Here is a 26,264-nt window from a genome sequence, read left to right on the forward strand (position 1 = left end):
GGCCGGGAGGCGTTCGAGCGCGCGCGGGCCGACCGAATCAGTTCTTCTGGCGCAGGCGGTAGAGGATCTCGCCGGCGTCCGGGACGACCAGGACGTCGGGGTCGGCGTCGTCGGTCCAGCGGCCGACGTCGATGGTCGCCGGGTCACGGTAGCCGAGACCGTGGGCCGCACAGACGTCCTCGGGGATGCCGGTGGCGAGGGTGACGCCGATCCGCGGCCGTTCCACGCCCGCCTCGTAGGTGCCCTTCCCGCGCAGGTGAGTGCTGTGCGCCAGGACGCCGAGCGGGTGGTCGCGGAACCTGTCCCACTGCGCGAGGAAGTAGTCGCGGGTGTGGTAGCCGATCTCGGCGAGGACGGCTCCGTGGGTCACGCTGAAGCGGTCGATGTGGGGCGCGTAGAGGATCACCTCGCCGCCGTCCGCGACCACCGGCTCGACCTTGTACATCCCCTTGGCCGCCGTCCACATGTCGGCGTACCGCCGGGGCATGATCGACAGCACGGTCTTGTACGGCCGGTCGACGTAGCGGACGTGCACCTGGGCGGACAGGTCGGCGGCCGCGGCCCACGCCTCCTCGGGGGGCGCGGCGTACAGGCCGTTCAGGTCGGTGCCGCCCGGCCGCACCACCATGGCCAGGCACAGCCTGGGCGTGGGGATCATCGCGGCGGCGCGATCGATGATCGCCCGGACCGGGGTGATCCCGCGGGTGCCGATGATGTCGTGGCTGGTGATCAGGGCGCCGAGCCAGTGGGAGAGATCGATGACCTCCGGGCCGCTGACGCCCGGGAAGAAGTACTTGTTGCCGCCGGAGAAGCCGACGACCTCATGGGGGAACACCGGCCCGCAGACGATCACGAGGTCGGCGTCCACGACGAGGCGGTTGATCCGTACGTCGACGGGGCTGTCGAGCCGTCCGCCGCTCAGCTCGCGGACCTCTTCCGCGGTGATCGTGCCGAGGGTCGCGTAGGTCGCCGGATCGGACCAGGCGTGGTTGACCACGGTCATCTCCGGGAGCAGGCGTTCCCGGCCGACCCCGGTGGCGCCGACGAGGGCGTCGAGCGCGGCGTCGTCCATCGGCTGATGCGTGCCGAGCGCGACCAGGACGTCGATCCGGCGGGCCCGGCCGGCCAGCGCGTCGTGCAGCATGCGCAGCATCAGCGGCATCGGCGCCGAGCGGGTGCCGTCCGGGATGATCACCACGACGTGCAGGCGGTCGACGTCGTGACCGGTCAGCGAGTCCGCGACGATCCTCCGGATCTCGTCCTCGGTGAGCGTGCGTTCCGGGCTCCCCGTACCTAGTGCCACGGCGCGATCTCCCTCTCCTCGGTCGGCGTCGGCTCCCGGCTCCTTCCGGACACCATCTCACCACTGTGTCCCGGAACAAAGAACCGAGTTACGTCCAGCGGAACGATCCGCTGCTCTCGATCGGGGAGAGCCCGGCGGGTGACGGCCCGCTCGCCTGGGCGGATGACGGGCCGGGCGACGTCCGTGCTTCGCTCCGATGATGTTCTACCTGGTCGCGAAGACAGGTATCGGAACGGGGAGTTCCCCCGTGTCGGGGGTCGGGGGCACCGAGGCAGGCTCGTCAGGGTTCCCCCTGACGACGCAGGACCAAGGCGCATCATGACCCCACTATTCCCCCTCCATCGCCGCACACCGATGTCGGGCGGTGCGGCGTCCTCCGGCGGTGATGCAGCGTGACCTCCTACGACGACCTCACCGCTGGATTCGCGGACATCGTCGCCCCCAGCCGCCAGGCCAGAGCCCTGGCGAGTGCGCTCCGGCTCGGATGGCGGCCCATGGCCGACCGGCTGAACGGACGATTCGTCTCCCTCACGGTCCTCCGTACGGCCCTGGAGCACGGCACCCGCCTGTTGCGCCCCGACCCCGGGGTGCGCGTCGAGGAGCTGACCGGCACGGACGCGGACGTCCCGATCGCCGGCGAATGGGTCCGTCCCCCCGAGCCCCACGACGGGGCGATCCTCTACCTGCACGGCGGGGGCTACGCGTTCTGCTCGCCGCGCACGCACCGGACGCTGACGAGCCGGCTGGCAACGGACACCGGGCTGCCCGTCCTGGTCCCGGGCTACCGCCTGGCCCCGGAGCATCCGTTCCCCGCGGCGCTCGAGGACGCCCTGGAGGCGTACCGGTGGCTGCTCGCCGACCTGCCGGCCTCCCGGATCGTGATCGCCGGAGACTCCTCCGGAGGGCACCTCGCCGCGGCCCTCGTCGGCGAGGCCTGCCGGGCCGGCCTTCCGTCCCCCGGAGGCGTCGTGCTGTTCTCGCCGTGGGTCGACCTGAGCTGCGAGCTGTCCGTGCTCAGCGACCGCGAGTACCGCGACCCCTTCATCAGCCCGGCCCTGGCGCGTCACTTCGGCCGGCTCTACGTCGGCGACCACGACGACTGGTCCGACCCGCGGCTGTCCCTGCTGGACTGTGCCGGACTCGACCTGCCGCCCTTCCTCATCCAGGTCGCGGAGGAGGAGGTCCTGCGCGGCGAGGCCGAGCGGCTCGCCGAGGCCCTCACCGAGTCCGGGAACAGCTGCCGGCTGCAGGTCTGGCCGGGTCAGATCCACGTCTTCCAGCTGTTCAACCGGCTGTTCCCCGAAGCACGGGCGGCCGTACGGGAGGCGGCCGACTTCATCCGCGACGTCATCCCGGACGACGCGACCGGAGAGGCGGCCTGAACCCCAGGGTCAGGGCGAGTCGAGGATCTCCTCCGGGCGGGCGGCCTGGCCGACGGCCTGCTCGGCGGCGCCGAAGCGGGCGACCGCGACGGCCCCGGCGACGGCGAGCACGAAGCCGACGAGCGCCGCCCAGCTGTACCCCGGACGTGAGGCGTCGCCGAGCCAGACCACGCCGACCAGGCCGGGGACGACGGTCTCGCCCACGACGAGGGCCGCCGTCGCCCCGTTGACCGAGCCGATCTGCAGCGCCACCGTGTGCAGGTACATGCCCCCGAGGCCGCCGACCGTGACGGCGTACAGCGCGGGGTCGGTCAGGAGCGCGACCGGATCGAACGGGCGCACTCCGTTGAGTACACGCACGCCCACGCCGACGGCGCCGAAGCCGAGGCCGGACAGCAGCCCGGCCAGGATCGCGGCCTTCGCGCCCAGCAGCCGCACGGCCAGGAACCCGCCGACGATCAGCAGCACGGAGATCGTCAGGAGCCACCAGTGGGCCGAGATCGGCGTCCGGCCGCCGCCCTCGTGCCCCGCCGCCCCGGCCAGCAGCACCAGCGCGGCGCAGACCACCGCGATCGACAGCCATTCGAGGCGATTCAGCCGGACGCCCAGCAGCTTGATCCCCAACAGGGCGGTGATCACCAGGTTGGCGCTGATCACCGTCTGCGACAGGAACAGCGGCAGGAGCCGCGCCGCCAGCGCCCCGAGCCCGAAGCCCGCGGCGTCCAGGACCGTGCCGAGCATGAATTCCCAGGTCACTGCGGCCTTGGCGGTCGACGACAGGCTCGGGCCGCCGTACGTGGTGGTGGCCGTGGTGGACCCCGCCTCGATCTCCCGGCGGGCGGACCGCCGTGACCCCACGGCCTGCAGGACCGAGCCGGTGCCGTAGCAGGCGGACGCGGCGACGGCGGTCACGAGGCCGATGATCATGCATTGCTCCGTTCGTGCGCCGCCGGATCGGGGGGACTCCGGCGCCGAGGGCGGGGGTGCACGGCGTCGGGAGCAGGATCACCGCCCTCCTAACCTGGACGATCCACCGGGGCCGATAAGTTCCGCACCGCTCAGCCGGCCAGGTTTGATCGTGAAGGGAGGGGGCAGCTCGCGGCCGATCGCAGGAGGTGCCTCATGACCGCGCAGGGCGCACGTGTACGGGCGGCCGGCCGCCGCGCGTCCAACAGTCCGCCGTTCCAGGTGTCGGCTCGCGGCGGCGCCTACGGCTCCGCGGGCCCGCGCGTCATCGGCCCGTTCGCGTCACCGGGCCCTGTCTCGCCGGCTCGACGCGGCGTCGTCGGCTTCTTCCCGGCGCTCCGTCAGCTCGCGGGTGAGCGCCTGGACGGCATGGGCGAGCAGGGCGACCTCGGTCTCCAGTCGGCGGATGCGGCCCTCGAGCAGGGAGATCGACGGGTCCGACAACCCGGCGGCGATCTGCCGTGGCATCGGCTCTCCTTTCCCCACCCCCGTGAACGTGCCGTGCTGACGACGGCGGCGCCGGTCAGCTCGGCGGGATCGCGCTGCCCTGCGGATGCCGGGCCGGCAGGACGGGCTCGATGCGGTAGAGCGTCGGGGCGGGGACGTGTCCGGCTCGGGCGGGCCGGTGGACGCCGGCGGCCAGGGCGATCAGATCCCGTGCCGTGAACAGTCCCGCCAGCCGCCCGTCCTCCTCGAGCACCGGGAGGAAGTCGGTCTCCGCCGCGAGCATCGCCCGCGCGGCGGTCGCGACGGAGTCCGCGGGGCGGACGTGGGGCAGCGGGCGGTGACCGACGAGGGCGCCGACCGGTTTGCGCATCCGGTCGGGGCCTCCGCTGTCCCAGGCGGCGGCCAGGGTCTCGGCGTCGAGGACGTCGATGAAGCATCCGTCGGCGCTGAGCACCGGTACGTGGTGGTAGCCGCCCTGCCGCATCAGCTCCCAGGCCAGCAGGGCGGACTCGGTGTCCGTGACGGCGAGCAGGTCGGTCGACATCGCCTCGCCCACCGGCCGCTCCTCGAGGGTGCCCGTCATGCTCTCGCCTCCAGCATGGTCGGATGGATCCGCCGCCCACTGACGACGTCGCTCCGGATCCGGATGAAGTGGTCGTGCCGGCCCGGCGACCAGAGCCGCAGCGGCAACCGGGACAGTCCGTCGATCTCCCGGGAGTCGCGCACCGCACGCGCCTCGCCGATGATCGTTACGGACCAGCCGGCCTTGTCGCCGGTGTCGAAGGCGTCCGCCTCGAACGCGACGATCGCGCCGCGCGTGGCCACGGCCAGCTTCGATCCCGGCGCCGTCGCGATGATCACATCGTCGTCGACGAGGAGGAAGTCGACCGGCTGTATCGCCGGCAGTGCCCGGTCGGTGAAGACCACCCGGCCGACCGGCACCGATCCCATGAGGGCGAGACACTCCTCGCGGCCGAGAATCTCCAGTCCGTTCGCGTCGAACCGCATATCTCGATGCTGTTCCGCCCCCGGCGGCCAGGGGCAGGGGCGAACGTCCCGCGTCCGATGGCCGTTCTCCGGCCGGAGTGGCCCTGTTCGGGACCTTCGTCCCGGGGGTGGTTTCCGATTCACGGCGGGGGTCCGCCGCTTCGGGGACCTTGGTCCCTGCTGACGCGTCCGCGCCCGTGATCCGATGGAGCCCTGCGGGGCCGGGACCGGCCGCGCGGCCGGCGTCTCCGACCCGGGAACGCCGACCGCGCGGCGTTTCCAGGGGGCGCGGAGCGGGTATGCGACGCCGGCTCGACCGTGCACCCTCTCGATCGAGGAGACGCGACATGACCGTGGCGGATGACGAAGTACGGCGGATCGACGCGTACTGGCGGGCCGCGAACTACCTGTCGGTGGGACAGATCTACCTGCGCGCCAACCCGCTTCTGCGGGAGCCGCTGAGCCGGGACCACATCAAGCCGCGGCTGCTGGGTCACTGGGGGACGTCGCCGGGGCTCAACCTCTGCTACGTCCACCTCAACCGCGTGATCAAGGAGCGCGACCTGAGCATGATGTACGTCATCGGGCCCGGGCACGGCGGCCCGGCGGCGGTCGCCAACGCCTGGCTCGAGGGCACCTACAGCGAGGTCTACCCGCGGGTGTCGCGTGACGCGGAGGGCATGGCCCGGCTGTTCCGGCAGTTCTCCTTCCCCGGCGGCGTGCCCAGCCACGTCGCGCCGGAGACCCCCGGCTCGATCCACGAGGGAGGCGAGCTGGGCTACTCCCTCGCCCACGCCTACGGCGCGGCGCTCGACAACCCGGACCTGGTCGTCGCGTGCATCGTGGGCGACGGCGAGGCGGAGACCGGGCCACTGGCGGCCGGCTGGCATTCCAACAAGTTCCTGGACCCGGCGACCGACGGCGCGGTCCTGCCGATCCTGCACCTGAACGGATACAAGATCGCCAATCCGGCCGTGCTCGCCCGCATCCCGGAGCGGGAACTGGTGGCGCTGATGGAGGGGTACGGCCACCGGCCGATCATCGTGAGCGGGGACGAACCGGCGGACGTGCACCGGAAGCTGGCGGACGCCCTGGACGACGCCCTGGACGACATCGCCCGCATCCAGGAGGCGGCACGCGTGACCGGGACCACGGACCGACCTCGCTGGCCGATGATCGTGCTGCGGACGCCGAAGGGCTGGACCGGCCCGCGCGAGGTCGACGGGGTGCCCGTCGAGGGCACGTGGCGGGCCCACCAGGTCCCGCTCGCCCGGGTGCGGGAGGACCCGGAGCACCTCGCCGCGCTGGAGGCGTGGCTGCGTTCGTACCGGCCCGAGGAACTGTTCGACGAGAACGGGAGGCCGGTCCCGGAGCTGCTGGCGCTGCCGCCCGTGGGGGAGCGGCGGATGAGCGCCACCCCGCACGCCAACGGCGGCCTGCTGCTGCGCGACCTGGAACTGCGCGACTTCCGCGCGTACGCCGTGCCGGTGGACAAGCCGGGCACGACGTTCAGTGAGGCGACCCGCGTGCTCGGCGGCTTCCTGCGGGACGTCGTCGCCGACAACCCCGACATCTTCCGCATCACGGGGCCCGACGAGACCGCGTCGAACCGGCTGTCGGCCGTCTTCGAGACCACCGACCGGGTCTGGGAGGCCGAGCGGCTGCCGACCGACGAGCACCTGGCGCCGCACGGCCGGGTCATGGAGGTGCTGAGCGAGCACCTGTGCCAGGGGTGGCTCGAGGGGTACCTGCTCACCGGACGGCACGGGCTGTTCAACAGTTACGAGGCGTTCGTCCACATCGTCGACTCGATGTTCAACCAGCACGCCAAGTGGCTGTACGTCACCCGCCGCCTGCCGTGGCGGCGGCCGATCGCGTCGCTGAACTATCTGCTCAGCTCCCACGTGTGGCGGCAGGACCACAACGGCTTCACCCATCAGGACCCGGGCTTCCTCGACGTCGTGGTGAACAAGAAGTCGGAGATCATCCGGGTCTACCTGCCGCCGGACGCGAACACGCTGCTGTCCGTGGCCGACCACTGCCTGCGCTCCCGCGACTACGTCAACGTGATCGTGGCCGGCAAGCAGCCCGCGCTGACCTGGCTGTCCATGGAGGAGGCGATCCTGCACTGCACGCGCGGCATCGGCATCTGGGAGTGGGCGAGCACCGACGCGGGCGCCGACCCCGACGTCGTCCTGGCCTGCGCCGGCGACATCCCGACCCTGGAGACGCTGGCCGCCGCCGACCTGCTCCGCCAGTACTTCCCCGACCTGCGGGTCCGCGTGGTCAACGTCGTCGACCTGATGCGGCTGGAGCCCGACACCGAGCACCCGCACGGGCTGTCCGACGCGGAGTACGACGCGCTGTTCACCACCGACAAGCCGGTGATCTTCGCCTTCCACGGCTACCCGTACCTCATCCACCGGCTCACCTACCGGAGGCACGGCCACGATCACCTGCACGTCCGCGGCTACCGGGAGGAGGGCACCACCACCACGCCGTTCGACATGGTGATGATGAACGACCTCGACCGGTTCCACCTCGTCATGGACGTGATCGACCGGCTGCCGCGGCTGGGCGGCCGGGCCGCGCACGTACGCCAGCAGATGATGGACCGCCGCATCCGCGCCCGCGCGTACACCCGTGAGCACGGCGAGGACCTGCCCGACGTGGCCAACTGGGTCTGGCCGCACGGGGGTGGGATCGGATGACCCGGGTGCTGGTCGTCAACGCCGGGTCGAGCAGCCTCAAGCTGACCCTCCTCGGCGCGGACGACACCGTGCTGGCCCGGCCGCGCGACCTGGCGGAGATCCCGGACCTGCCCGCGCCCGACGCGATCGGCCACCGGATCGTCCACGGGGGCCAGGAGTTCACCGAACCGGTGCTGATCGACGACGACGTCGAGCGGCGGCTGCGGGCGCTCGTCGACCTGGCCCCGCTGCACCAGCCCAAGTCCATCCACGGCATCGACGCCGTACGCACGGTGCTGCCCGGCGTTCCCGAGGTGGCCTGCTTCGACACCGCGTTCCACGCCGGGCTCCCGCCCGCCGCCGCGACGTACGCCGTGCCCGCCGCGTGGCGGGAGAAGTACGCCGTGCGCCGGTACGGTTTCCACGGCCTGTCCCACGCGTACGCGGTCCGGCGGGCAGGGGAACTGCTCGCCGCCGACCCGGCGCGGCTGCGCATCGTCGTCTGCCACCTGGGCGCCGGGGCGTCGCTGTGCGCGGTGTCGCGGGGCCGTTCGGTGGACACGACGATGGGGTTCACCCCGCTGGAAGGCCTCGTCATGGCCACCCGCTCGGGCAGCGTCGACCCCGGCCTGGTGCTGTGGCTGCAGCGGCACGCCGGCCTGTCCGCCGACGACCTCGCCCAGACGCTCGAGCACGAGTCCGGCCTGCTCGCCCTCGCCGGAACCGCCGACATGCGGCGGATCCTCGCCCGCGACGACCCCGAGGCCACGCTCGCGCTGGAGATCTACCTGCACCGGCTGCGCGGCCTGATCGCGGCGATGGCGGCCTCCCTCGGCGGTCTCGACGTCCTGGTCTTCACCGGGGGCGTCGGCGAGCGGGCGCCCCGGATCCGGCAGGGGGCGGCCGACGGGCTGGGGTTCCTGGGCGTGCGGCTCGACCCGGACCGCAACGCGGCCGCCGACGCCGACGCCGAGGTGGGGGCGCCGGGCGCGCCGGTGCGTACGCTGGTGGTGACGGCACGGGAGGACCTCGAGATCGCGGCGGCGACCCGGCGGGTGCTGAGGGCCGCGCGCCCGTAGCACCGGGCACCGTGACCACGCCGGGTGACGGGTCTCATACTGTAATCATCGGGCCAGCCAGCAGCCTGAGGGGGAGGTCCGCGCTGCCCATGCCTCCGGACAGCCAGCCGGGCCAGGACCGGACCGGTCTTCTGCCGCAGCTGCGGCTCGACGATCTGCTCGCCGAGCTGCAGACGCGGCTGGTCGCCGTGCTCACCACCCGTGACCGGGTGCACGCCCTGCTGGAGGCGGTGGTGACGATCGAGGCCGACCTCGACCTCGACAGCGTGCTGCGGCGGATCGTGGAGGCGTCGGCGACCCTGGTCGAGGCCCAGAGTGGCGCGCTGCGCGTGCTCCCGGAGGAGGACGGGTACGGGCGGCTCGTGACGGTCGGCGGCTTCGGCGACGAGCCGCCGCCACGTGACTGTCTCGAAGTGCCGGTGTGCGTCCGCGAGCAGGCGTTCGGCACCCTCTACCTGGCCGACAAGGCAGGCGGCGGAGGGTTCGACGAGAACGACGAGAACGTCGTCGCCGCCCTCGCGATCGCGGCCGGCGTGGCCATCGAGAACGCCCGGCTCTACGACGAGGTCCGGCGGCGGGAGCGATGGCTCACGGCGTCGGCCGAGGTGTCGGCGTCGCTGCTGTCCGGCACCGATCCGTACGAGGAACTGGTTCTGGTCGCCGAACGCGCCCGGCAGATCTGCGACGCCGAGACCTCCGGCGTGCTGCTCGTCGACGGGGACGAATTCGTCCTCGAGGCCGCCGCCGGTCTGCACGCCGACATCGTCCGGGGCAGGCGGTACCGCATCGACCAGGTGATCGCGGGGCGGGTCTACCGGAGCGGCCGGTCCCTCGAGACGGCCGACGCGGCGGAGGAGTTCCGCCAGGCCGGCGTCTCCCTGCCGATCCCGGTCGGACCGGCGCTGATCGTTCCCCTCGGCTCGGCGGGAACCGCCCGCGGCGTCCTGGCCGTGTCGAACCCGCCGGGCGGGGCCACCTTCGGGGAACCCGCCCGCCGTCTGCTGGAGGCGTTCGCCGCCCAGGCCGCGGTGGCGCTCGAACTGGCGGACCGGCGGCAGGACACGGAGCGGCTCGCGCTGCTGGAGGCGCGGGGCCGGATCGCCAAGGACCTGCACGACACCGTGATCCAGCAGTTGTTCGCGACGGCCATCACGCTGATGAGCGCCATCAAGATCAGCGAGAAGCGTGACGTCGCGGTGCGCGTGCGGCGGGCGGTCGACGACCTCGACGACACGATCCGGCAGATCCGCTCGACGATCTTCGCGTTGCAGGTGATGCCCGGCGAGCACGGCCTGCGAGCGCGCATCCAGCACGTGATCGACAAGGCGGCGGAGAGTCTCGGCTTCGCCCCGGAGACCCGGCTGGACGGCCCCCTGGACCTGGCGGTCGGCGACGAGGTGGCCGTACAGGTGCCGGCCGTGCTCGCGGAGGCCCTGTCCAATGTCGCACGGCACGCGCGGGCGGGCCGGGTGAGCGTCACGGTGAGCGCGGGGGACGAACTGGTGGTGCGGGTCATCGACGACGGGATCGGGTTCCGGCAGGGCGGACGCCGGAGTGGTCTGCGCAACATGGCCGAACGCGCCGAGCGGCTCGGCGGATCGTTCCGGATCCGGCCCGGGGAGAGCGGCGGCACGGTGCTGGAATGGCGCGTCCCCGTCCACGGCCCGGAGAGGGACGGAGGCTGACCCTCCCCTCCGCGACCCGGCGAGTGGGGCGGTCCCGCCGCCGTGAACGTCTCCGCCGGTCACCGGGTGCCGAGCGGCCGGAGACCGGGTGCCGAGCGGCCGGAGACCGGGGGACCTTCGTCCCTTACGGAACCTGGTGGGGGTGATGACCCTGGAGAGGACGAACGAGCCCTCGCGTAGATCGCGTCATCTCCGTGGCCCGGCGCTGTGCGAGGTCTCCCCCTGAGCAGAGGAGAGAATCGTGATGGAGCCGATCGTCGTCGGGACCGACGGCTCGCCACCCGCCGACGTCGCGGTCGAATGGGCCGCGGAGGAGGCGGGGCGCACGGGACGGCCCCTGCACGTTCTCAACGCCACCGGACACTGGCCCTGCGACATGCCGTTCCACCCGGCACCCGGTTTGTCGGAGTCTCTCACCGAGACCGGCGATCGGATCCTCAGGGCGGCCGTCGAGCGGGCGCTGAAGGCCAGGCCCGGCATCGACGTCACCACCGAACTCGTCCACGAGAGCCCCGCCGAGGCGCTCCGGACGGCGGCCGGACGCGCCTACGAGGTCGTCCTCGGCCACCGCGGCCTCGGCGGCGTCGCGGCACTGCTGCTCGGGTCCACGGGCCTGAAGGTCGCCGGTCACGCGCCCGGCCCGGTGATCATCGTGCGCGGCGGGACGGAGGAGACCCGCGGCGAGGTCGTCGTCGGCGTGGACCGCTCCGGGGAGTCCGCCCTCGCCCTCCGGTACGCCTTCGAGGCGGCGGCGATCCGCGGCGCGTGGGTCCGCGCCGTTCACGTCTGGGAGATGCCGTCGGTCACGGTGACCGCCTACCCGGCTGCCATTCGCGAGGGCGCCGCGGCGGCAGCGGAACTCCTGGCCGGCGTGGTCGCACCCTGGCGGCAGCGGTACCCCGACGTCAGGGTCATCGAGCAGGCGCCGTCCGGTCACCGGGTCGGCGAGCTCGTCGCGCGCTCCGCCGCCGCGGACCTGCTGGTCGTCGGCGCGCGGGTCAACTGCAACGGCCGGTACGGCCTCCACCTGGGCTCGGTGAGCCACGGCGTGATCCACCACTCGCACTGCCCCGTCGCCGTCGTACGCGCTCGGCCCTGACTCACCGCGTCCCGCGTGCCGGCTCCCGTGGCCTGGAGTCCGGCGCCCCGACGGGGAGGCGGATGCGGACGCACGTACGTCCCGGCTCGCTGACGAGGTCGGCGGACCCGCCGTGGGCCTGGACGACGGCGGACACGATCGCCAGGCCCAGTCCGCTGCCGCCCGCCTTGCGCGACCGGGAGCCGTCACCGCGCACGAACCGCTCGAAGATGTCGTCGCGCAGATCGGCGGGGACGCCGGGTCCGTCGTCGATCACCTCGAGGACGACCGTCCCGGCCGCGTCGGCCTCGGCGACGCGCACGGTGACGTTCGTGCCGGGCGGGGTGTGGGTGCGCGCGTTGGTCAGCAGATTGCCGATGACCTGGTGCAGGCGGAACTCGTCCCCGTGGATCGTGACCGGGTCCTCCGGCAGGTCGAGGGCCCAGCGATGGTCGGGCCCGGCCGCCCGGGCGTCGCTGGTGATGTCGATGGCCAGCCGGGTCAGGTCGACCGGTTCGTGCGCGAGGGGCCGTCCGGCGTCCAGCCGCGCCAGCAGCAGCAGGTCGTCCACGAGGTGCCCCATCCGCGCCGCCTCCGCCTCGATGCGGCGCAGCGCGTGGTCGACCCGGGGGCCGGTCTCGCCGGGGTCCCGGCGGGCCAGCTCGGCGTGGCTGCGGATGCCGGCGAGGGGGGTCCGCAGCTCGTGGCTGGCGTCGGCGATGAACCGGCGCAGCCGGTCCTCGCTCGCGTGCCGCTGCGCGAGCGCCGACTCGACGTGCTCGAGCATGTGGTTGAACGCGGTGCTGACCTGCCCGACCTCGGACGCGGGGTCGGGGTCCGGCACCCGGGCGGGCAGCGCGACCTCTCCGCTGGCCAGGGGCAGCTCGGAGACGTGCATTGCGGTCGCGGCGACGCGGCGCAGCGGGCGCAGGGCGAGCCGGACGAAGAAGGCGCCGGCGGCCCCGGCGGCGACGAGGACGACGCCGAACACCGCTACCTCGACCATCTCGAGCCGGGCGACCGTGTCGTCGAGGCCGTGCATGGGGAGCCCGGTGATCAGGACGTCGCGGTCCTCGCCCGGGTTCGCCACGATCCGGTACTTGCCGAGCGCCTCGAGCCGGACGGTCCGTGCCCGGCCGTCGGAGGGCAGCCTCTCGAGCCGCGTCCGGTCCACCGCGGAGAGGTCGGGCTGCCCGCGGGGGTCCCGTACGTCCCGGACGACACCGCACTGCGTGATCCGGCCGCCGGCCAGGCGCGCGCCGAACGTGCCGACGGACTGGCCGTTGACCTTGTCGAAGTCCTGGCGCTCCACGGCGTGCTCGAGGCCGATGGCGTACCGGTTCTTGGCGTCGTAGAGCTGCTGGTCGAGCCGGCCGATGAAGAAGCGCTGCAGGGAGACGGTCGTGGCGACGCCGACGATGCCGCAGGCGAGGGTGAACAGCAGGAGCGACCCGACGATCAGCCTGGCGCGCAGCGTACGGACCCGGGGCCGTCGAGGCAGGAGGCGTCGGCGGGGGACGCGGTGCCGGGTCATGATGCGGGCGGACGCAGCACGTAACCGACGCCGCGGACAGTATGGATCATGGGCTCGCGCCCGGCGTCGATCTTCTTGCGCAGATAGCTGACGTAGAGCTCGACCACGTGCGCCTGCCCGCCGAAGTCGTAGTTCCACACCCGGTCGAGGATCTGCGGCTTGGACAGCACCCGGCGGGGGTTGCGCATGAAGTAGCGCAGCAGCTCGAACTCGGTGGCCGTCAGCTCGATCGGCTCGTCGTCCCGGCGCACCTCGCGGGCGTCCTCGTCCATTGTGAGATCGCCGATGGCGAGGACCTCACCGCTCTGGGCACGGGCGCGCCCGGAGCGCCGGAGCAGGCCGCGCAGCCGGGCCAGCACCTCCTCCAGGCTGAACGGCTTGGTGACGTAGTCGTCGCCGCCCGCGGTGATCCCGGCGATGCGGTCCTCGACGGCGTCCCGCGCGGTCAGGAAGAGCACGCACACGTCGGGGTTGTCCGCCCGGAGCCTGCGGAGCACCTCCAGGCCGTCGAAGTCCGGGAGCATCACGTCGAGGAGGACGGCGTCGGGCCGGAACTCCCGGCCCGCCTTGACCGCCTCGGCGCCGCCGCCCGCGGTCATCACCTCCCACCCCTCGAAGCGCAGGACGCTGGCGAGGACCTCCGCGAGGCTCGCCTCGTCGTCCACGACCAGCACGCGCACGGGCGAGCCGTCGGGGCGGGTCATGAGGGGGTGCCGGGCCGCCGGAGAGTCGGGGGATCGAGGGTCGTTCATCGCCACCTACGCTGCTCGCCGCACATCTGACCTGAGTGAAGATTTCCTGAGAATCCCCTCTGAACGCTCACATCTGTGCAGGTCGGCGCGGTCTTAGCAGGGACGCACAAGCCGTTCAGAAGGAACCTTAAGGTTCCAGACCCAAAGTAGTCATCCGAACGACCTAAAGCATACGGGGAGACAAATGTGACGACTCTGGACGAACGGGCCGCCGTACGTCGGCCGGGGACCGACCGGCGACCGGTGCGTGCCCGACCCGAGCACGTGCTGATCCCGATCGCCCTCGGAGTGATCGCGGTGCTCGCGCTCTGGTGGCACGACACCCCGGCCGTCACCGGCTTCGGGGACTGGCTCACCAACGCGGGACGCATCACCGGCCTGCTCGCGGGATTCGCGGCCGTTGTCCTGGTGGCCCTGATGGCGCGGATCCCGGCGCTCGAACGCGGTGTCGGCACGGACCGCCTCGCCCGATGGCACGCGATGGGCGGCCGGTACATGGTCGGGCTCGTCGTGGCGCACGCGCTGCTGATCATCTGGGGGTACGCGGTCACCGCGCACACCGACGTGGTCCACCAGACGGGGACGCTGCTGGTGAGCTACCCGGACGTGCTGATGGCGACCGTCGCCGGCCTCCTCTTCGTCGGCGTCGGCATCGTGTCCGCCCGCGCCGCGCGCCGCCGCATGCGGTACGAGACGTGGTACTACCTGCACTTCTACACCTATCTGGCGATCGCGCTGGCGTTCGCCCACCAGTTCGCGACCGGCGCGGACTTCATGACCGACCTGGCCGCCCGCGTCCTGTGGGCCGGGCTGTACATCGTCGTCGGCGTCCTGCTGGTCTGGTACCGGTTCGTGATGCCGGTGCGGGCGGCGTTCCGGTACGGGATGCGCGTCGAGGGCGTGTACCGGGAGGCACCCGGCGTCGTCTCGGTGTGGGTCCGGGGACGGCACCTGGACGAACTGCGCGCCGAGGCGGGCCAGTTCTTCCGCTGGCGGTTCCTCACCCGTGACCTGTGGTGGGCTTCCAACCCGTACTCGCTGTCGGCGCCGCCACGGCCGGACATGCTCCGCATCACGGTCAAGACGTTCGGGGAGCACAGCGGCGCGCTGTCGCGGCTGCGGCCCGGCACCCGGGTCTTCGCCGAGGGCCCGTACGGGGCGTTCACCGCCGGTCGCCGGCGGCGGCGCAAGGTGCTGCTGCTGGCCGGCGGGGTCGGCATCACCCCGGTCCGCGCGCTGTTCGAGACCCTTCCGGCGGCTCCCGGCGATCTGACGCTCGTGTACCGGGCGACCGACTGGTCCGACGTGGTCTTCCAGGAGGAGCTCCGCCGGATCGCGGAGATCCGCGGCGCGACGCTGCACTACCTGGTCGGCTCGCGCCGGGACCTCGGCGGCGACCCGCTGTCGCCGGCGGTCCTGACGAGGATCCTCCCGGACCTGAACGCCCACGACGTCTACCTCTGCGGACCCGACGGCATGGTGAACGCCGCCAAGGCGTCCCTGCGTCGGGCGGGTGTGCCGCGTCGCCACATCCACCACGAGTCCTTCGAGTTCTAGAAGAGAGGGCACCTGATGAAGAGGGCGATCCTCGCCATCCTCGGCACCGCCGCCGGGCTGGTCCTGCTGCTGAGCTTCAAGACGCACCCGGCGTCCAGCAGCGGCACCGCCGCGGGAACCGGTACGGGCACCGGCACCGGCGGCGACACGGCCGCCCCGGCGCCGAGCGAGAGCTCCAGCGGGAGTTCCGGCACCGGCTCGGGTTCCAAGAAGAGCAGCGCGTCCACGACGCGCACCGTGACCGGTGACACCGTCGACACCCGCTGGGGACCGGTCCAGGTGCGGGTCACGCTCAAGAGCGGCAAGATCACCAAGGTCGAGACCGTCCAGGTTCCGCACGAGAACCCCCGCGACCAGGAGATCAACAGCTTCGCCGTCCCGCAGCTGAACCAGGAGGCCCTGGCCGCCCAGAACGCGCAGATCGACACGGTCTCCGGGGCGACCGTCACCAGCGATGGCTACATCCGGTCCCTGCAGAGCGCCCTCGACAAGGCGGGCACATGAGCGGCGGTCCCGGCGGCGATCGCGATGAAGACCGCCCGCCGGCCCAGACGGCGCGCAAGCACGTCGAGCACTGCATGGGGACGGTCTTCTCCTTCGACCTGCGGGAGCCGTACCCCGTGGAAGGCGCCCTGGAGGAGGCCGTCCGCTCGCTGCACCGGGTCGACGCCACGTTCTCGACCTACCGGCCGGACAGCGACATCAGCCGCCTGGCGCGCGGCGAGGTCGGCGTCGGCGACTGCGCACCGGAGGTGGGGGAGATCCTCGCCCTGTGCGAGCGGCTCACCGAGGAGACCGACGGCTGCTTCAGCGCCTACCCCGGCGGTGCCCTCGACCCGTCCGGCGTGGTCAAGGGCTGGGCGATCGAACGCGCCGCCGGCATCCTCCGCGCCGCCGGCTCCCTCAACCACCACGTCAACGGGGGCGGCGACATCCGGCTGACCGGCGGCCCCGAGCCGGGCCGCCCCTGGCGGGTGGGCATCGCCGACCCGCTGCGCCCCGGCACGGTGGCCACGGTCGTCGCCGGACGCGACATGGCCGTCGCGACCTCGGGCACCGCCGAACGCGGGGCGCACATCCTCGACCCGCGCACGGGTCGGCCCGTGGCGGGCGGCCTCGCCTCCGTCACCGTGGTCGGGCCCAGCCTGACCCTCGCCGACGCCTACGCGACCGCGGCGTTCGTCATGGGGGAGGCCGCCCGCGACTGGATCGAGGGCCTTCCGGGGTACGAGGCGTACGGGATCGGCCTCGACGGACGGACCTGGACCACCACCGGCCTGCGCGCCGACGGCCCGGCGCAGCCTTCGACCGGACCCGGCCCCGGCCGCCCGGCCCGGTCCAGCGGTCCGGCTCAGTTCACGGTCGGGTTCGGCGGTCCGGTTCGGTTCGCGGTCGGATCCGGTGGCCGGGTTCGGTTCGCGGTCGGGTCCGGCGGTCCGGCTCAGCCCTCGGCCAGGTCCGGCAGGTCGACCATGTCCACCAGGTCGGCGATGGACGCGGCCACCCGCTGGGGCCGGAACGGGTAACGCTCGATCTCCTTCTCGGTGGTCACGCCCGTCAGCACGAGGATCGTGAACAGGCCCGCCTCCATGCCGGAGACCACGTCGGTGTCCATGCGGTCACCGATCATCGCGGTGCTCTCGCTGTGCCCGCCGACGGTGTTGAGGGCGTTCCGCATCATCAGCGGGTTCGGCTTGCCGACGAAGTACGGCTCCACGCCGGTGGCCTTGGTGATCAGTGCGGCGACCGAGCCGGTGGCCGGCAGTGCGCCCTCGATGGACGGGCCGATCGGGTCGGGGTTGGTGGCGATGAACCGCGCCCCGTTGTTGATCAGGCGGATGGCGCGGGTGATCGCGGTGAAGCTGTACGTCCGGGTCTCGCCCAGGACCACGTAGTCGGGGTCGAGGTCGGTCAGGATGTACCCGATCTCGTGCAGGGCGGTCGTCAGGCCGGCCTCGCCCAGGACGTACGCCGAGCCGCGCGGGCGCTGGTCGTCGAGGAACTGCGCGGTGGCCAGCGCGGACGTGTAGATGGACTCGACCGGGACGTCGAGCCCGGCCGCCCGCAGCCGGACGTGCAGGTCCCTCGGCGTGTAGATCGAGTTGTTGGTCAGCACCAGGAACGGCTTACCGGCCTGTTTCAACCGGCCCAGGAACTCCTTGGCCCCCGGCACGGGCTGGCCCTCGTGGACCAGCACCCCGTCCATGTCGGTCAACCAGCATTCGATCGGCTTACGCTCGCTCATGCGAACAAATATCCCGCATCGCCGTGACCGTTACGCAGCCGGGATGCGCCCGGCGTGTGAGCCGTCGCCATCGTCCGGGTGACCGGACGGTCCGACCGTGACCGGCGCGCATCCCGCGCCGTCGTCGGCGAAGGCGGTCGATCGCTAGGTCGTGACCGGATCGCGCCGGGGGGCCGTCGTCGGCGGAGGCGACTGATCGCTCCGGTTCGGACCGCCCCGCTGCCGTCGTAGCGCGGAGGCGGTCGACCGCTCGATCGTTGCCGGATCGCACCGGGCGCCGTCATCGGCGGAGGCGGTTGATCACTCGGTCGATGCCGGTCGGCGGCGGTCGGCGAAAGGGCGCGGCCAGGCGCGTCCGTGCCGTACGGCCGCGCAGCGTCACGGCGCTGCCGAGCCGCCAGTGCGCCGCCTCCGCGCCGTCGGCGCCGGACACGACCGTGGCCGACGCGAGCAGCCGGTCGGGGGACGTCTTGGCGAGGTCGCTGAGGCGCGCAGCCTCGTTGACCGGGTCGCCGATCACGGTGTACTCGAGGCGCTGCTCCGCGCCGATGTGCCCGGCGACGACCTGACCGGCCGACACGCCGATCCCGGCGATCAGCTGGGACAACTCCTCCTGCAGCCGCCGGGTCAGCTCACGCGCGGCGGCGAGGGCCTGGCCCGCCGGGTCGTCGAGCGGCTCGGGCGCGCCGAAGACGGCCAGGGCCGCGTCGCCCTGGAACTTGTTGATCAGGCCGCCGTGGCGGGAGACGACGTCGACGACGATCCCGAAGTACGCGTTGAGCAGGGCGACGACCTCGCCGGGCGGCCGGGTCGCGGCGAGGGTCGTCGAGCCCTTCAGGTCGACGAAGATGACGGCGGCCTCACAGGTCTCGCCGCCCAGGACGACCCCGTGCTCCAGGGCGTGGCGGGCGACGTCCTCCCCGACGTGCCGGCCGAACAGGTCGCGCAGGCGCTCGTTCTCCCGTAGCCCCGTCGCCATGGTGTTGAACCCGGCCTGCAGCCGGCCGAGCTCGCTCGCGTCGTAGACCGGGACCGACGCCTGGAGGTCGCCGTGTTCGATCCGTGCCAGCCCCTCCCGTACGGACCGGACAGGGTCGGCGATCGCCCGGGCGGCGATGTAGGTCACCTGGAACCCCACGTACAGGGCGACGCCGCCCAGCGCCAGGATGGTAACGGCCAGCTGGGTGAGGGACATGCCGTCGACGACCAGGGCCGCCACCGCCGCCGCGATGAGACCGAGGAGCGGCACCGCGCTGCCGAGCGCCCACGCGAGCATGGTCCGCGGCGTGATGCCGAACCAGGCGTCGTACGCCGCAGGGCCGGAGGCCATCACGACCGCCGCGATGGGCCGCAGCAGGCGCTCGGCGAGCAGGTAGACGATCGCGCAGGTGGTGATCCCGCCGAGCGCCGTGATCATGCTGACCTTCAGGGCGAGCAGCTCGGAGTACGACACGTCGATGACGGCCCAGCCCACGGCGCCCAGACCCCACAGCGTGCCCTGCATCGTCATGAGCCGCAGCGGCCCGCGCAGCACGGCGCGGCGCTCCTTCTCGCTCGGGTCGTGCTGGTGACCGGCGAGGGTGTGCACCGGACGGAACAGCCACATTCCCCACACCACGCCGATCGGCGCGCCGAGCCCCAGATAGGCGCAGAAGACGATCAGGTTGACGAGCCGGACGTGGGCGGGGTCGGCGATCCCCGGCGGATCCGGCATCACGAACGTCGAGAACATCAGCACGAACAGCGCGCCGGCGAGATTCGCGCCGCCGACCGCGACGATGAGCAGCCACCGCGAACGGCGTACGAGCACGGCGCGGGAGGCGTCGGGCGGCCCGTCCAGCCAGCCGCGGAGCCCCTTCACCAGGGTATTCGCGGCCACCCGCCCACCCCCCTCACCACGCCGTCATGGAGCACCAGTGTGACGGATGCCCCCGTTCCGGGCGACAGCGGCGGCTCCGAACACGGCCTCGCTCGACCCGACCGGGGCGAGGGCGACCAGCCGTTGCCGGGAGTCGCCGGCCAGGTCGAAGTTCTCGTAGCCGAAGGTGAGCGTGCCGAGCGAAGGATGCCGGAAGCTCTTGACGCCGTGCGTGCGCACACCCACGTCGCCGCCGGCCCACGACCGGCGGAAGGCGTCACTGCCGCCGTGCAGCTCCCGGATGAGCGCCGACAGCTCCGCGTCGCCGGGGTGGCGGCCCGCGGCGACGCGGAGCTGCCCCACCGTCTCCGCCGCCACCTGGTCCCACTCGACGTAGAAGTCCCGGCTCTCCGGGGACAGGAACAGGAAACGGGCCAGGTTCACCCCGCTCGCCGAACCGCCGGCGGCCGGTAGGAAGATCCGCTCGGCGGCCGGGTTGAGCGCCAGCACGTCGAACCGGTCGTTGATGACCAGCGCGGGCACGCTCATGAGCCGCAGCAGGCGCCGAAGCTCCGGACGAGCGGGTCCGGCCGGTTCCGCCTGCTCGGTCCGTCGCCGGACCGGCCGGGCCAGGACGCGCAGGTGCTCGCGCTCCACCGCATCCAGGCCCAGGACCTCGGCCAGGGCGTTCAGCACCTCCTCGGACGGGCGGGTGGCGCGGCCCTGCTCGAGGCGCTGGTAGTACTCCACGCTGATCCCGGCCAGCTGCGCCAGCTCCTCCCGGCGCAGTCCGGGGACCCGGCGCCGGGACCCACCGCGCAGCCCGGCGCTCTCCGGGGTCACGCGGGCCCGGCGCGTCCGCAGGAACCGTCCCAGCTCCCGGTGATCCTCCATGCCCGCCAGTATGCCCGCGCCCCGCCCGCCGACCGCCCGCCCGTTCGTCGGCGTCCTCCCGATCGGCTTCGCGCCCGCTCGGCCCGTTCGGCGCCTTCCGGCCCGCCCGTACGGCGAGGGTGGCCCTGCGGGTACCCGTAACAGCCGGGATCTGGGTGACCCGGTCGCCACACGGAAGGCTGCGGCACATCCCCAGGGTTCACCAGAACGGAGATCACCCCATGTGCCACAGCGTCGACGCCCTTCCGCCCGCCGCTCCGGTCGTCACCGGAGGGGTGGCCGAGCACGAACGGCTGGAGCTCACCGCGGCGGACGGCAACCGGTTCCGCGCCTACCGCGCGGCCCCGGCCGTCCCGAACGGCCGGAACGTGCTCCTGCTGCCCGACGTCCGAGGCCTGCACCCCTTCTACGAGGCACTGGCTCATCGCTTCGCCGAGGCGGGCTTTCACACGCTGGCCGCCGACCCCTACGGGCGCAGCGCCGGCACCGGTCCCCGCGACGGCTCCTTCGACGGGATGGCGTACCTGGCACTGCTCGAGCCCGCCCACGTGGAGGCCGACGCGGCCGCGGCCGTCGCGGCGATCCGCGAGCGGGGGAGCGGTCCGGTGTTCAGCGTCGGCTTCTGCCTCGGCGGGGCCTACTCGTGGCGGCTGGCCGCGGCCGGCCTCGGGCTGGCCGGGGCCGTCGGCTTCTACGGCCCACCGCGTTTCTTCGGCGACGTCACGCCGCGTCTGTCGGCGCCGCTGCTGATGCTGCTCGCCGGGAACGACGTCGCGACCCCGCAGGAGGAGTTCGACGCACTGACGGCGGGCTTCGACGCGGCCGGGAAGGAGTACGAGACGCACGTCTACGACGGCGCCCCGCACTCGTTCTTCGACGCGTCCTACGCCGAGTGGCGGCAGGAGTGCGCGGACGCCTGGCACCGCATTCTCGACTTCACCCGGCGGCACGGTGGGGCGGGGATTTCCTGAGCAGGCATGATCAAGTTCGTCGATGATCGCGTCTTCCAATGTGATGATCTTGGAGGTACGCTCCCGACGAAGATCCCCAAAAGGGATTTCGGTCCATGGGCGCTATCAGCGCGCCTAGAACCATTGGGAGGCCAGATGTCCACCGCTGCCCTGCTGAACGAGCTCGACACCCCCACTGAACTGGAAGACCTGGACCTCGACGTCCGTATTTCCCTCAATGAGGACGCGATTCGAGAGCACGACGGCTTCGGGACCCCGGGTGGACACACCTCGCCGAACCTGACCTCCGGCGTCCAGTCCATGTGCGTCGTCTGCTGCGCGTAAGGCGCTCTTCGGGCGGGAGGGCACTGCCGGGCGGTGCCCTCCCGCTTCTCGGCCGGGGTGTCGTGAACCGTGAACCAGGGGAGTAATGCGGGACGACGTTTTCCAGATCGCTGACCCGATACTGGTGCGAATGGGCCCTGTTCCACGGAGCCGGACCGAGCAGAGCGGACACCGGGATTCGCGATCGCGAATCCGTCAGGTCATGGCCGACCCTCTTCTCCGCGAAGCGATCCTGATCGCGAGTGGCAGCCTTTCGAATTCCCTGACCAAAATCGACTCCGGTGCGGAGGTCGGCGAAAAGAGGTCGCTCAGAGCGGCGATCTCGGCGACGCGTTACCACCTGCGGCTCGGCGGCCGGCCGACGCCGTTCGGGTTGTTCGCCGGGGTCGCGCCGGGACGGCTGGGCGCGTCCGCGCGGGTCGAGGTCCGGGGGCCGGGCGACAAGTGCGTCAGTCTGGACTCCGAGTGGCTGACGGATTCCGTGCTCTCGTGGCTCGACCGGCCCGAGGTGCGGCGACGGGTCGACGTGGTCGCCAACGACCTGTGCCACGTCCGGGACGGCCGGCTCGTGCTGCCCCGGCCCGACGGCGAGATCTCGGTCCGCCACACGGCGCTGCTGGCCTGGGTCCGCGAGATCGCATCCCGCCCGCTGCCGTACACCGGACTGCTGGACGCCGCGGCGGCGCGCTCTCCCGACGCGCCCGAGGCCCGGCTCGACGGCTTCCTCGTGCAACTCGTCCGGCACGGGTACCTGCTGACCTCGATCACGCCCCAGCGGGTCGACGCCGACCTGCTGGACCGGATCGAGGCGGCGGTGAGCGACGTTCCGGACCTCCGGGCGCGACTCCGCGGCATCCGCTCCGCCCTGGACGACTACGCGACGGCCGAGCCGGGCGTGGGCGAGGACGCGCTGCACCGGCTCCTGCGCCGTATCGACCCGGACGGGGACCTGCCGCGTCCTCCGATACAGGTCGACCTGCGCGTCGACGCGACGGTCGTGCTGCCCGAGGCGGTGGCCGAAGAGGCGCAGAGATACGCGTCCGCGATGTGGGCCGTCTCCCCGGTGTGGACGACGCACACGCACATGCGCGACTACCGGGATCGGTTCATCGAGCGCTACGGCATGACCGGGGTCGTGCCGCTCGCCGATCTGATCGATCCGCACCGCGGACTCGGATACCCCGACGGGTACCGCAACCCGCCCGACGCCGCGGAGCGACCCGCGAACGGCCCTGCCCCGGAGACCGAGGAGGACCGTACCCGGCGCCTCGTGATCGCCGAGCTGGTGCAGGAGGCCATGCTCGGTGAGCGCCGCGAGATCGAGTTGACGGCCGCCGACATCGACCGGCTCACGCACGCCCCGCCCAACGATCCGCCGCGTTCGCTGGAGTTCTGCTTCCAACTGCTCGCCGACAGCGCCGCAGACCTGGACCGGGGAGCGTTCCGTCTCGTCAGCACTCCCTACGCGGGGTCATGGGTGGCCGGAGCGACCGCCGGGAGGTTCGCCGACCTCGTCGGCCTCGCGCCGGACCTCTCCCGGCTCCTGACGGCCGGCGCCGACGAATCGACGGTGTTCGCCCAGCTCACCTTCCCGCCCCGCACCGTACGGGCGCTGAACGTGGTGCGGGCGCCGAAGCTGCTGCCGTACGAGATGCCGATCGGTGTGTTCGCGGATCGGTCGGATCCCCGGCACATCGACTGGCGGGACCTCGTGGTGGCCATGGACGAGTCCGGCTTCCAGCTGTTCCGGGGCCGGACCGGTCAACGCGTCGTCCCGGTCGCTCCGTACATGCTGGCGATCGACCGGGAGGCGCCCAATCTGGCGCGGCTTCTCGTGGACATCACCGTCGCGCGGCCGAAGACCGTGTCCGGATGGGACTGGGCGGGCCTGGAGGCGCTGCCGTTCCTGCCCCGCGTGTCGTTCGGGAAGGTCGTGGCCTCGCCGCGACGCTGGCGGCCCGATCGGCGGATGCGCGAAACGGCGGCGGACCACGAGGCGTGGGCGGCCGCTCTCGAGGAGTGGCGAACGCGCTACCGCGTCCCCGACCGGGTCCAGATCGTCCAGCAGGACCGGGCGTACGGCATCGACCTTCGCGACGAGTGGCATCGCGGGCTGCTCCGGCACGAGATGACGAAGGGCCGGCTCGTGCTCCTCGAGGACCTCGCCGCGGACGGCCGGGGACTCGGCTGGGCCGCCGGCCACAGCACCGAGGTGGTCGTGCCGCTGACGCGCCGGGAGACCCCGCGCCCGCCCGCAGTCCCGCTCACCGGGATCCGGCCGCACCGCCCGCGCGTTCACCTGCCCGGTGAGGAGTGGATCCACGCCAAGTTGTACGCGGTACCGCGGACGCATGACCCGCTCCTTCGTGAGCATCTCCCGGCTCTGCTCCGAGACGTCGACGCCCACGTCGACCGGTGGTTCTTCATCCGGTACCGGGATCCCGAATGGCACATCCGCCTTCGGCTGCACGGCGAGCCCGAAGCGCTCCGCGCCCATGTCCTGCCCGAACTCGCGCGCCACTGCCGGGCCTGGCAGGAGGCCGGGGCGATCCGCACGATGGTCATGGCCCCCTACGAGCCGGAGACGGAACGCTATGGCGGCCCCGACGCCCTGGTCCCTGCCGAGCGGCTCTTCTGCCTGGACAGCCAGTCGGCGATCGCCCAGCTGAGCATGCGCGCTCAGGGCAGGCTGGAGCTTCCGGACGAGGTGCTGGGCGCGGTCGCCCACGCGATCCTGCTGGAGTCCCTCGGCTCGTGGGACTGGTGCTCCTGGATCGACCGGACGTTCCGGAAGGCTCCCGAGCATGCGATCTTCCAGCGGCACCGGGCCCTGGCCACCGACCTGATCGTCCCGGGACGGACGGCCGAGCGCTTCGCCGAACGCTTCTCCGCCCCCGGCCTCGCCCGCCTCTGGTCCGAGGCCCCCGAACCGCGCGCCTACGGAGAGCTGCTGCTGGCCGGCGACGACGCCTCCGCCGAAGGGCCTCGTACCGCCGCTCACGCCGAGACGGTGCTCGCGCTGCTGCACATGCAGCACAACCGGCTGATCGGCATCGACCGGTCCGTGGAGAAGGCCGCCGCGGCGATCCTCCGCGGCGTCGCCCGCGCCCATCTGGGCCGGGCGAGACACGCCGCGGCCCGCCGCTGACCACGAGGGGACGGAACACATGAGCGACGGAACCCGGCGGGAGAGGGCACGCGCCGTCGCCGACCGGCTGCTGGACCGTTTCGCCGACCCCGACGCCACCGTCGCCGCGTGCCGGATTCCGGCGGATCAGTCCGATGACGGGCGCGCGTGGCCGCTCTGGGAGGACCTGGCCCTGTCGAACGGATACCCCGGCGTCGCGCTGGCCCTCAGCGGGACCGTACTGCGCGACAAGCGGCAGGCCGCCATCGCCCATCGCCACCTGGCACGGGCCATGGCGGCGGTGGAGAACGCCGGAGAGTCCTGCTACGGCATCTACGGAGGCGCCGGGGCGGTGGCGTTCGCGACTCTCGCCGCCCACCGGCAGACCGGCGGTTACGTTTCGGCGCTGCGGGGACTGGACGCCTACGTCAGGCGTCTCGTCCGCGTCACCCTGCCGTCCGCCACGGACGGCCCGGCCAGGACGAACGCGGAGTTCGAGGTGGTCCGTGGAGTGAGCGGCGCCGGCCGCTACCTGCTCGCCCGCGGTGACGAGTGCGCCGGCGAACTGGAACTCGTGCTGTCGTACCTCGTCTCCATGGCGTGCGGCGAGGTCCCCCATCAGGGACACAAGGTGCCGCGCTGGTGGACGCTCGCCGCGCCGCGGTCCGACCTGGAGGCCAGGCTGCCCGGCGGTCACCTGAACCTCGGGCTCTCGCACGGCGTCGCCGGGCCGCTCGCCCTGCTGTCGCTGGCATGGGAGGCGGGCCGTGTCGTCGAGGGGCACCAGGAGGCGATCGAGCGCATCGTCGGCCTGCTCCGTGACCGGCGGTCCGAGGACGAGTACGGCGTCTACTGGCCGGGGTTCGTCTCCCTGCACGAGTGGGCCGAGGGGCGAGCCGATCCGGGAACGCGACCGCGCCCGTCGTGGTGCTACGGCGTGCCCGGGGTGTCCAGGGCCGTCCAGCTGGCCGCGCTGGCCCTGGGCCGGGACGACTGGCACGACCTCGCCCGTGCCTCCGTGCTGGCCTTCCTGGCGTCCCCTCGCGACCGGTGGAACATCGATGACACCGCGCTGTGCCATGGCTGGAGCGGTCTTCTTCACCTCCTGGGGTTGCTGAACCGGCACATCGACGACGAGAGGCTCACCCGCGCGCGGGACGAGATCGTGGACGTCATCGTGGCGCGATTCGACGAGGACCTCCCGTTCGGCCTTCGGTTCACCGCGGGCGCCGACAGCCCGGGTTTCCTCGAAGGCTCCGGAGGTGTCGCGCTCGCGCTGGACGCCTACGCCGAGGACCGGTCCGCCGTCGGCTGGGACGAGGCGCTGCTGGTCGCCTGAGCACGGGCGTCCGGTGCCGTGCGCCATGCGGCAAGCCGGGCCACGG

The 26,264-nt window shown here is 72.6% G+C and carries 22 protein-coding genes; 12 read left to right on the forward strand and 10 right to left on the reverse strand.

Annotated elements, in window-relative coordinates:
- Window positions 1–37 precede the first annotated feature (37 nt).
- A complete protein-coding gene (locus ABEA24_RS39580) occupies window positions 38–1,303 on the reverse strand; it encodes a lactate racemase domain-containing protein (protein ID WP_345438245.1) in 1,266 nt (421 codons plus the stop codon).
- 392 nt (window positions 1,304–1,695) lie between these two features.
- Here ABEA24_RS39580 and ABEA24_RS39585 point away from each other — a divergent pair, with 392 nt between their 5' ends.
- Window positions 1,696–2,685, forward strand: coding sequence for an alpha/beta hydrolase (locus ABEA24_RS39585; protein ID WP_345438247.1), 990 nt, complete (start codon window positions 1,696–1,698; stop codon window positions 2,683–2,685).
- A 9-nt stretch (window positions 2,686–2,694) separates the two neighbouring features.
- On the opposite strand, the gene ABEA24_RS39590 is transcribed toward ABEA24_RS39585, so the two are convergent.
- The 4 genes from ABEA24_RS39590 to ABEA24_RS39605 all read right to left on the reverse strand — a co-directional run bounded on the left by ABEA24_RS39590 (window position 2,695) and on the right by ABEA24_RS39605 (window position 5,106).
- Window positions 2,695–3,612 carry a DMT family protein gene (locus ABEA24_RS39590; RefSeq protein ID WP_345438249.1) on the reverse strand — a complete coding sequence of 306 codons (918 nt, stop codon included), beginning with the start codon at window positions 3,610–3,612 and terminating at the stop codon, window positions 2,695–2,697.
- A 321-nt stretch (window positions 3,613–3,933) separates the two neighbouring features.
- The gene (locus tag ABEA24_RS39595) at window positions 3,934–4,119 is read right to left on the reverse strand and encodes a hypothetical protein (RefSeq protein WP_345438251.1); all 186 of its coding nucleotides are present in this window, start codon (window positions 4,117–4,119) and stop codon (window positions 3,934–3,936) included.
- A gap of 55 nt (window positions 4,120–4,174) precedes the next feature.
- Entirely contained in the window at window positions 4,175–4,681 is a 507-nt protein-coding gene (locus tag ABEA24_RS39600; protein WP_345438253.1) for a CBS domain-containing protein, read from the reverse strand.
- Complete coding sequence (locus tag ABEA24_RS39605; RefSeq protein ID WP_345438255.1) at window positions 4,678–5,106, reverse strand: pyridoxamine 5'-phosphate oxidase family protein; 429 nt, start codon at window positions 5,104–5,106, stop codon at window positions 4,678–4,680. Before ABEA24_RS39605 ends, ABEA24_RS39600 begins: the two co-directional genes overlap by 4 nt.
- Before the next feature lie 326 nt (window positions 5,107–5,432).
- Between ABEA24_RS39605 and ABEA24_RS39610 the strand changes: the two genes are divergently transcribed.
- The 4 genes from ABEA24_RS39610 to ABEA24_RS39625 all read left to right on the forward strand — a co-directional run bounded on the left by ABEA24_RS39610 (window position 5,433) and on the right by ABEA24_RS39625 (window position 11,638).
- The gene (locus ABEA24_RS39610) at window positions 5,433–7,796 is read left to right on the forward strand and encodes a phosphoketolase family protein (protein ID WP_425551291.1); all 2,364 of its coding nucleotides are present in this window, start codon (window positions 5,433–5,435) and stop codon (window positions 7,794–7,796) included.
- Entirely contained in the window at window positions 7,793–8,854 is a 1,062-nt protein-coding gene (locus ABEA24_RS39615; RefSeq protein ID WP_345438259.1) for an acetate/propionate family kinase, read from the forward strand. Before ABEA24_RS39610 ends, ABEA24_RS39615 begins: the two co-directional genes overlap by 4 nt.
- An 89-nt stretch (window positions 8,855–8,943) precedes the next feature.
- Window positions 8,944–10,539, forward strand: coding sequence for a GAF domain-containing sensor histidine kinase (locus tag ABEA24_RS39620; RefSeq protein ID WP_345438261.1), 1,596 nt, complete (start codon window positions 8,944–8,946; stop codon window positions 10,537–10,539).
- A gap of 244 nt (window positions 10,540–10,783) precedes the next feature.
- The gene (locus ABEA24_RS39625; protein ID WP_345438595.1) at window positions 10,784–11,638 is read left to right on the forward strand and encodes a universal stress protein; all 855 of its coding nucleotides are present in this window, start codon (window positions 10,784–10,786) and stop codon (window positions 11,636–11,638) included.
- 1 nt (window position 11,639) lies between these two features.
- Here ABEA24_RS39625 and ABEA24_RS39630 read toward each other — a convergent pair whose 3' ends face one another.
- Together ABEA24_RS39630 and ABEA24_RS39635 are read right to left on the reverse strand one after the other, a co-directional pair.
- Window positions 11,640–13,151 (reverse strand): sensor histidine kinase, encoded by a 1,512-nt coding sequence (locus ABEA24_RS39630; protein ID WP_345438263.1) that lies wholly within the window; start codon window positions 13,149–13,151, stop codon window positions 11,640–11,642.
- The gene (locus ABEA24_RS39635) at window positions 13,148–13,903 is read right to left on the reverse strand and encodes a response regulator transcription factor (RefSeq protein WP_345438265.1); all 756 of its coding nucleotides are present in this window, start codon (window positions 13,901–13,903) and stop codon (window positions 13,148–13,150) included. Before ABEA24_RS39635 ends, ABEA24_RS39630 begins: the two co-directional genes overlap by 4 nt.
- Before the next feature lie 186 nt (window positions 13,904–14,089).
- On the opposite strand from ABEA24_RS39635, the gene ABEA24_RS39640 reads away from it, so the two are divergent.
- From ABEA24_RS39640 to ABEA24_RS39650, 3 genes are read left to right on the forward strand one after another with little or no spacing between them, the layout of a single operon-like run.
- On the forward strand, window positions 14,090–15,460 hold the full coding sequence (locus ABEA24_RS39640) for a ferredoxin reductase family protein (RefSeq protein ID WP_345438266.1): 1,371 nt from the start codon (window positions 14,090–14,092) through the stop codon (window positions 15,458–15,460).
- Window positions 15,461–15,475: 15 nt separating this feature from the next.
- Window positions 15,476–15,964, forward strand: coding sequence for an FMN-binding protein (locus ABEA24_RS39645; protein WP_345438267.1), 489 nt, complete (start codon window positions 15,476–15,478; stop codon window positions 15,962–15,964).
- The gene (locus ABEA24_RS39650; protein WP_345438268.1) at window positions 15,961–16,986 is read left to right on the forward strand and encodes an FAD:protein FMN transferase; all 1,026 of its coding nucleotides are present in this window, start codon (window positions 15,961–15,963) and stop codon (window positions 16,984–16,986) included. The genes ABEA24_RS39645 and ABEA24_RS39650 overlap by 4 nt, the downstream gene beginning before the upstream one ends.
- Here the strand turns inward: ABEA24_RS39650 and ABEA24_RS39655 are convergent.
- The 3 genes from ABEA24_RS39655 to ABEA24_RS39665 form a co-directional block, all read right to left on the reverse strand.
- A complete protein-coding gene (locus ABEA24_RS39655) occupies window positions 16,902–17,705 on the reverse strand; it encodes an HAD-IIA family hydrolase (RefSeq protein ID WP_345438269.1) in 804 nt (267 codons plus the stop codon). The genes ABEA24_RS39650 and ABEA24_RS39655 overlap by 85 nt on opposite strands.
- Before the next feature lie 280 nt (window positions 17,706–17,985).
- Window positions 17,986–19,584, reverse strand: coding sequence for an adenylate/guanylate cyclase domain-containing protein (locus ABEA24_RS39660; protein ID WP_345438270.1), 1,599 nt, complete (start codon window positions 19,582–19,584; stop codon window positions 17,986–17,988).
- Between the two features lie 24 nt (window positions 19,585–19,608).
- A complete protein-coding gene (locus ABEA24_RS39665; protein ID WP_345438271.1) occupies window positions 19,609–20,457 on the reverse strand; it encodes a helix-turn-helix transcriptional regulator in 849 nt (282 codons plus the stop codon).
- A gap of 221 nt (window positions 20,458–20,678) precedes the next feature.
- Between ABEA24_RS39665 and ABEA24_RS39670 the strand changes: the two genes are divergently transcribed.
- From ABEA24_RS39670 to ABEA24_RS39685, 4 genes are all read left to right on the forward strand, one after another.
- A complete protein-coding gene (locus ABEA24_RS39670) occupies window positions 20,679–21,428 on the forward strand; it encodes a dienelactone hydrolase family protein (protein ID WP_345438272.1) in 750 nt (249 codons plus the stop codon).
- A 135-nt stretch (window positions 21,429–21,563) separates the two neighbouring features.
- The gene (locus ABEA24_RS39675) at window positions 21,564–21,752 is read left to right on the forward strand and encodes a hypothetical protein (RefSeq protein ID WP_345438273.1); all 189 of its coding nucleotides are present in this window, start codon (window positions 21,564–21,566) and stop codon (window positions 21,750–21,752) included.
- 202 nt (window positions 21,753–21,954) lie between these two features.
- Window positions 21,955–24,900 (forward strand): lantibiotic dehydratase, encoded by a 2,946-nt coding sequence (locus ABEA24_RS39680; RefSeq protein WP_345438274.1) that lies wholly within the window; start codon window positions 21,955–21,957, stop codon window positions 24,898–24,900.
- 19 nt (window positions 24,901–24,919) lie between these two features.
- Window positions 24,920–26,218 carry a lanthionine synthetase C family protein gene (locus ABEA24_RS39685; protein WP_345438275.1) on the forward strand — a complete coding sequence of 433 codons (1,299 nt, stop codon included), beginning with the start codon at window positions 24,920–24,922 and terminating at the stop codon, window positions 26,216–26,218.
- Window positions 26,219–26,264 lie beyond the last annotated feature (46 nt).

It is taken from the genome of Actinoallomurus vinaceus (genome assembly GCF_039542055.1).
Classification (GTDB): domain Bacteria; phylum Actinomycetota; class Actinomycetes; order Streptosporangiales; family Streptosporangiaceae; genus Actinoallomurus; species Actinoallomurus vinaceus.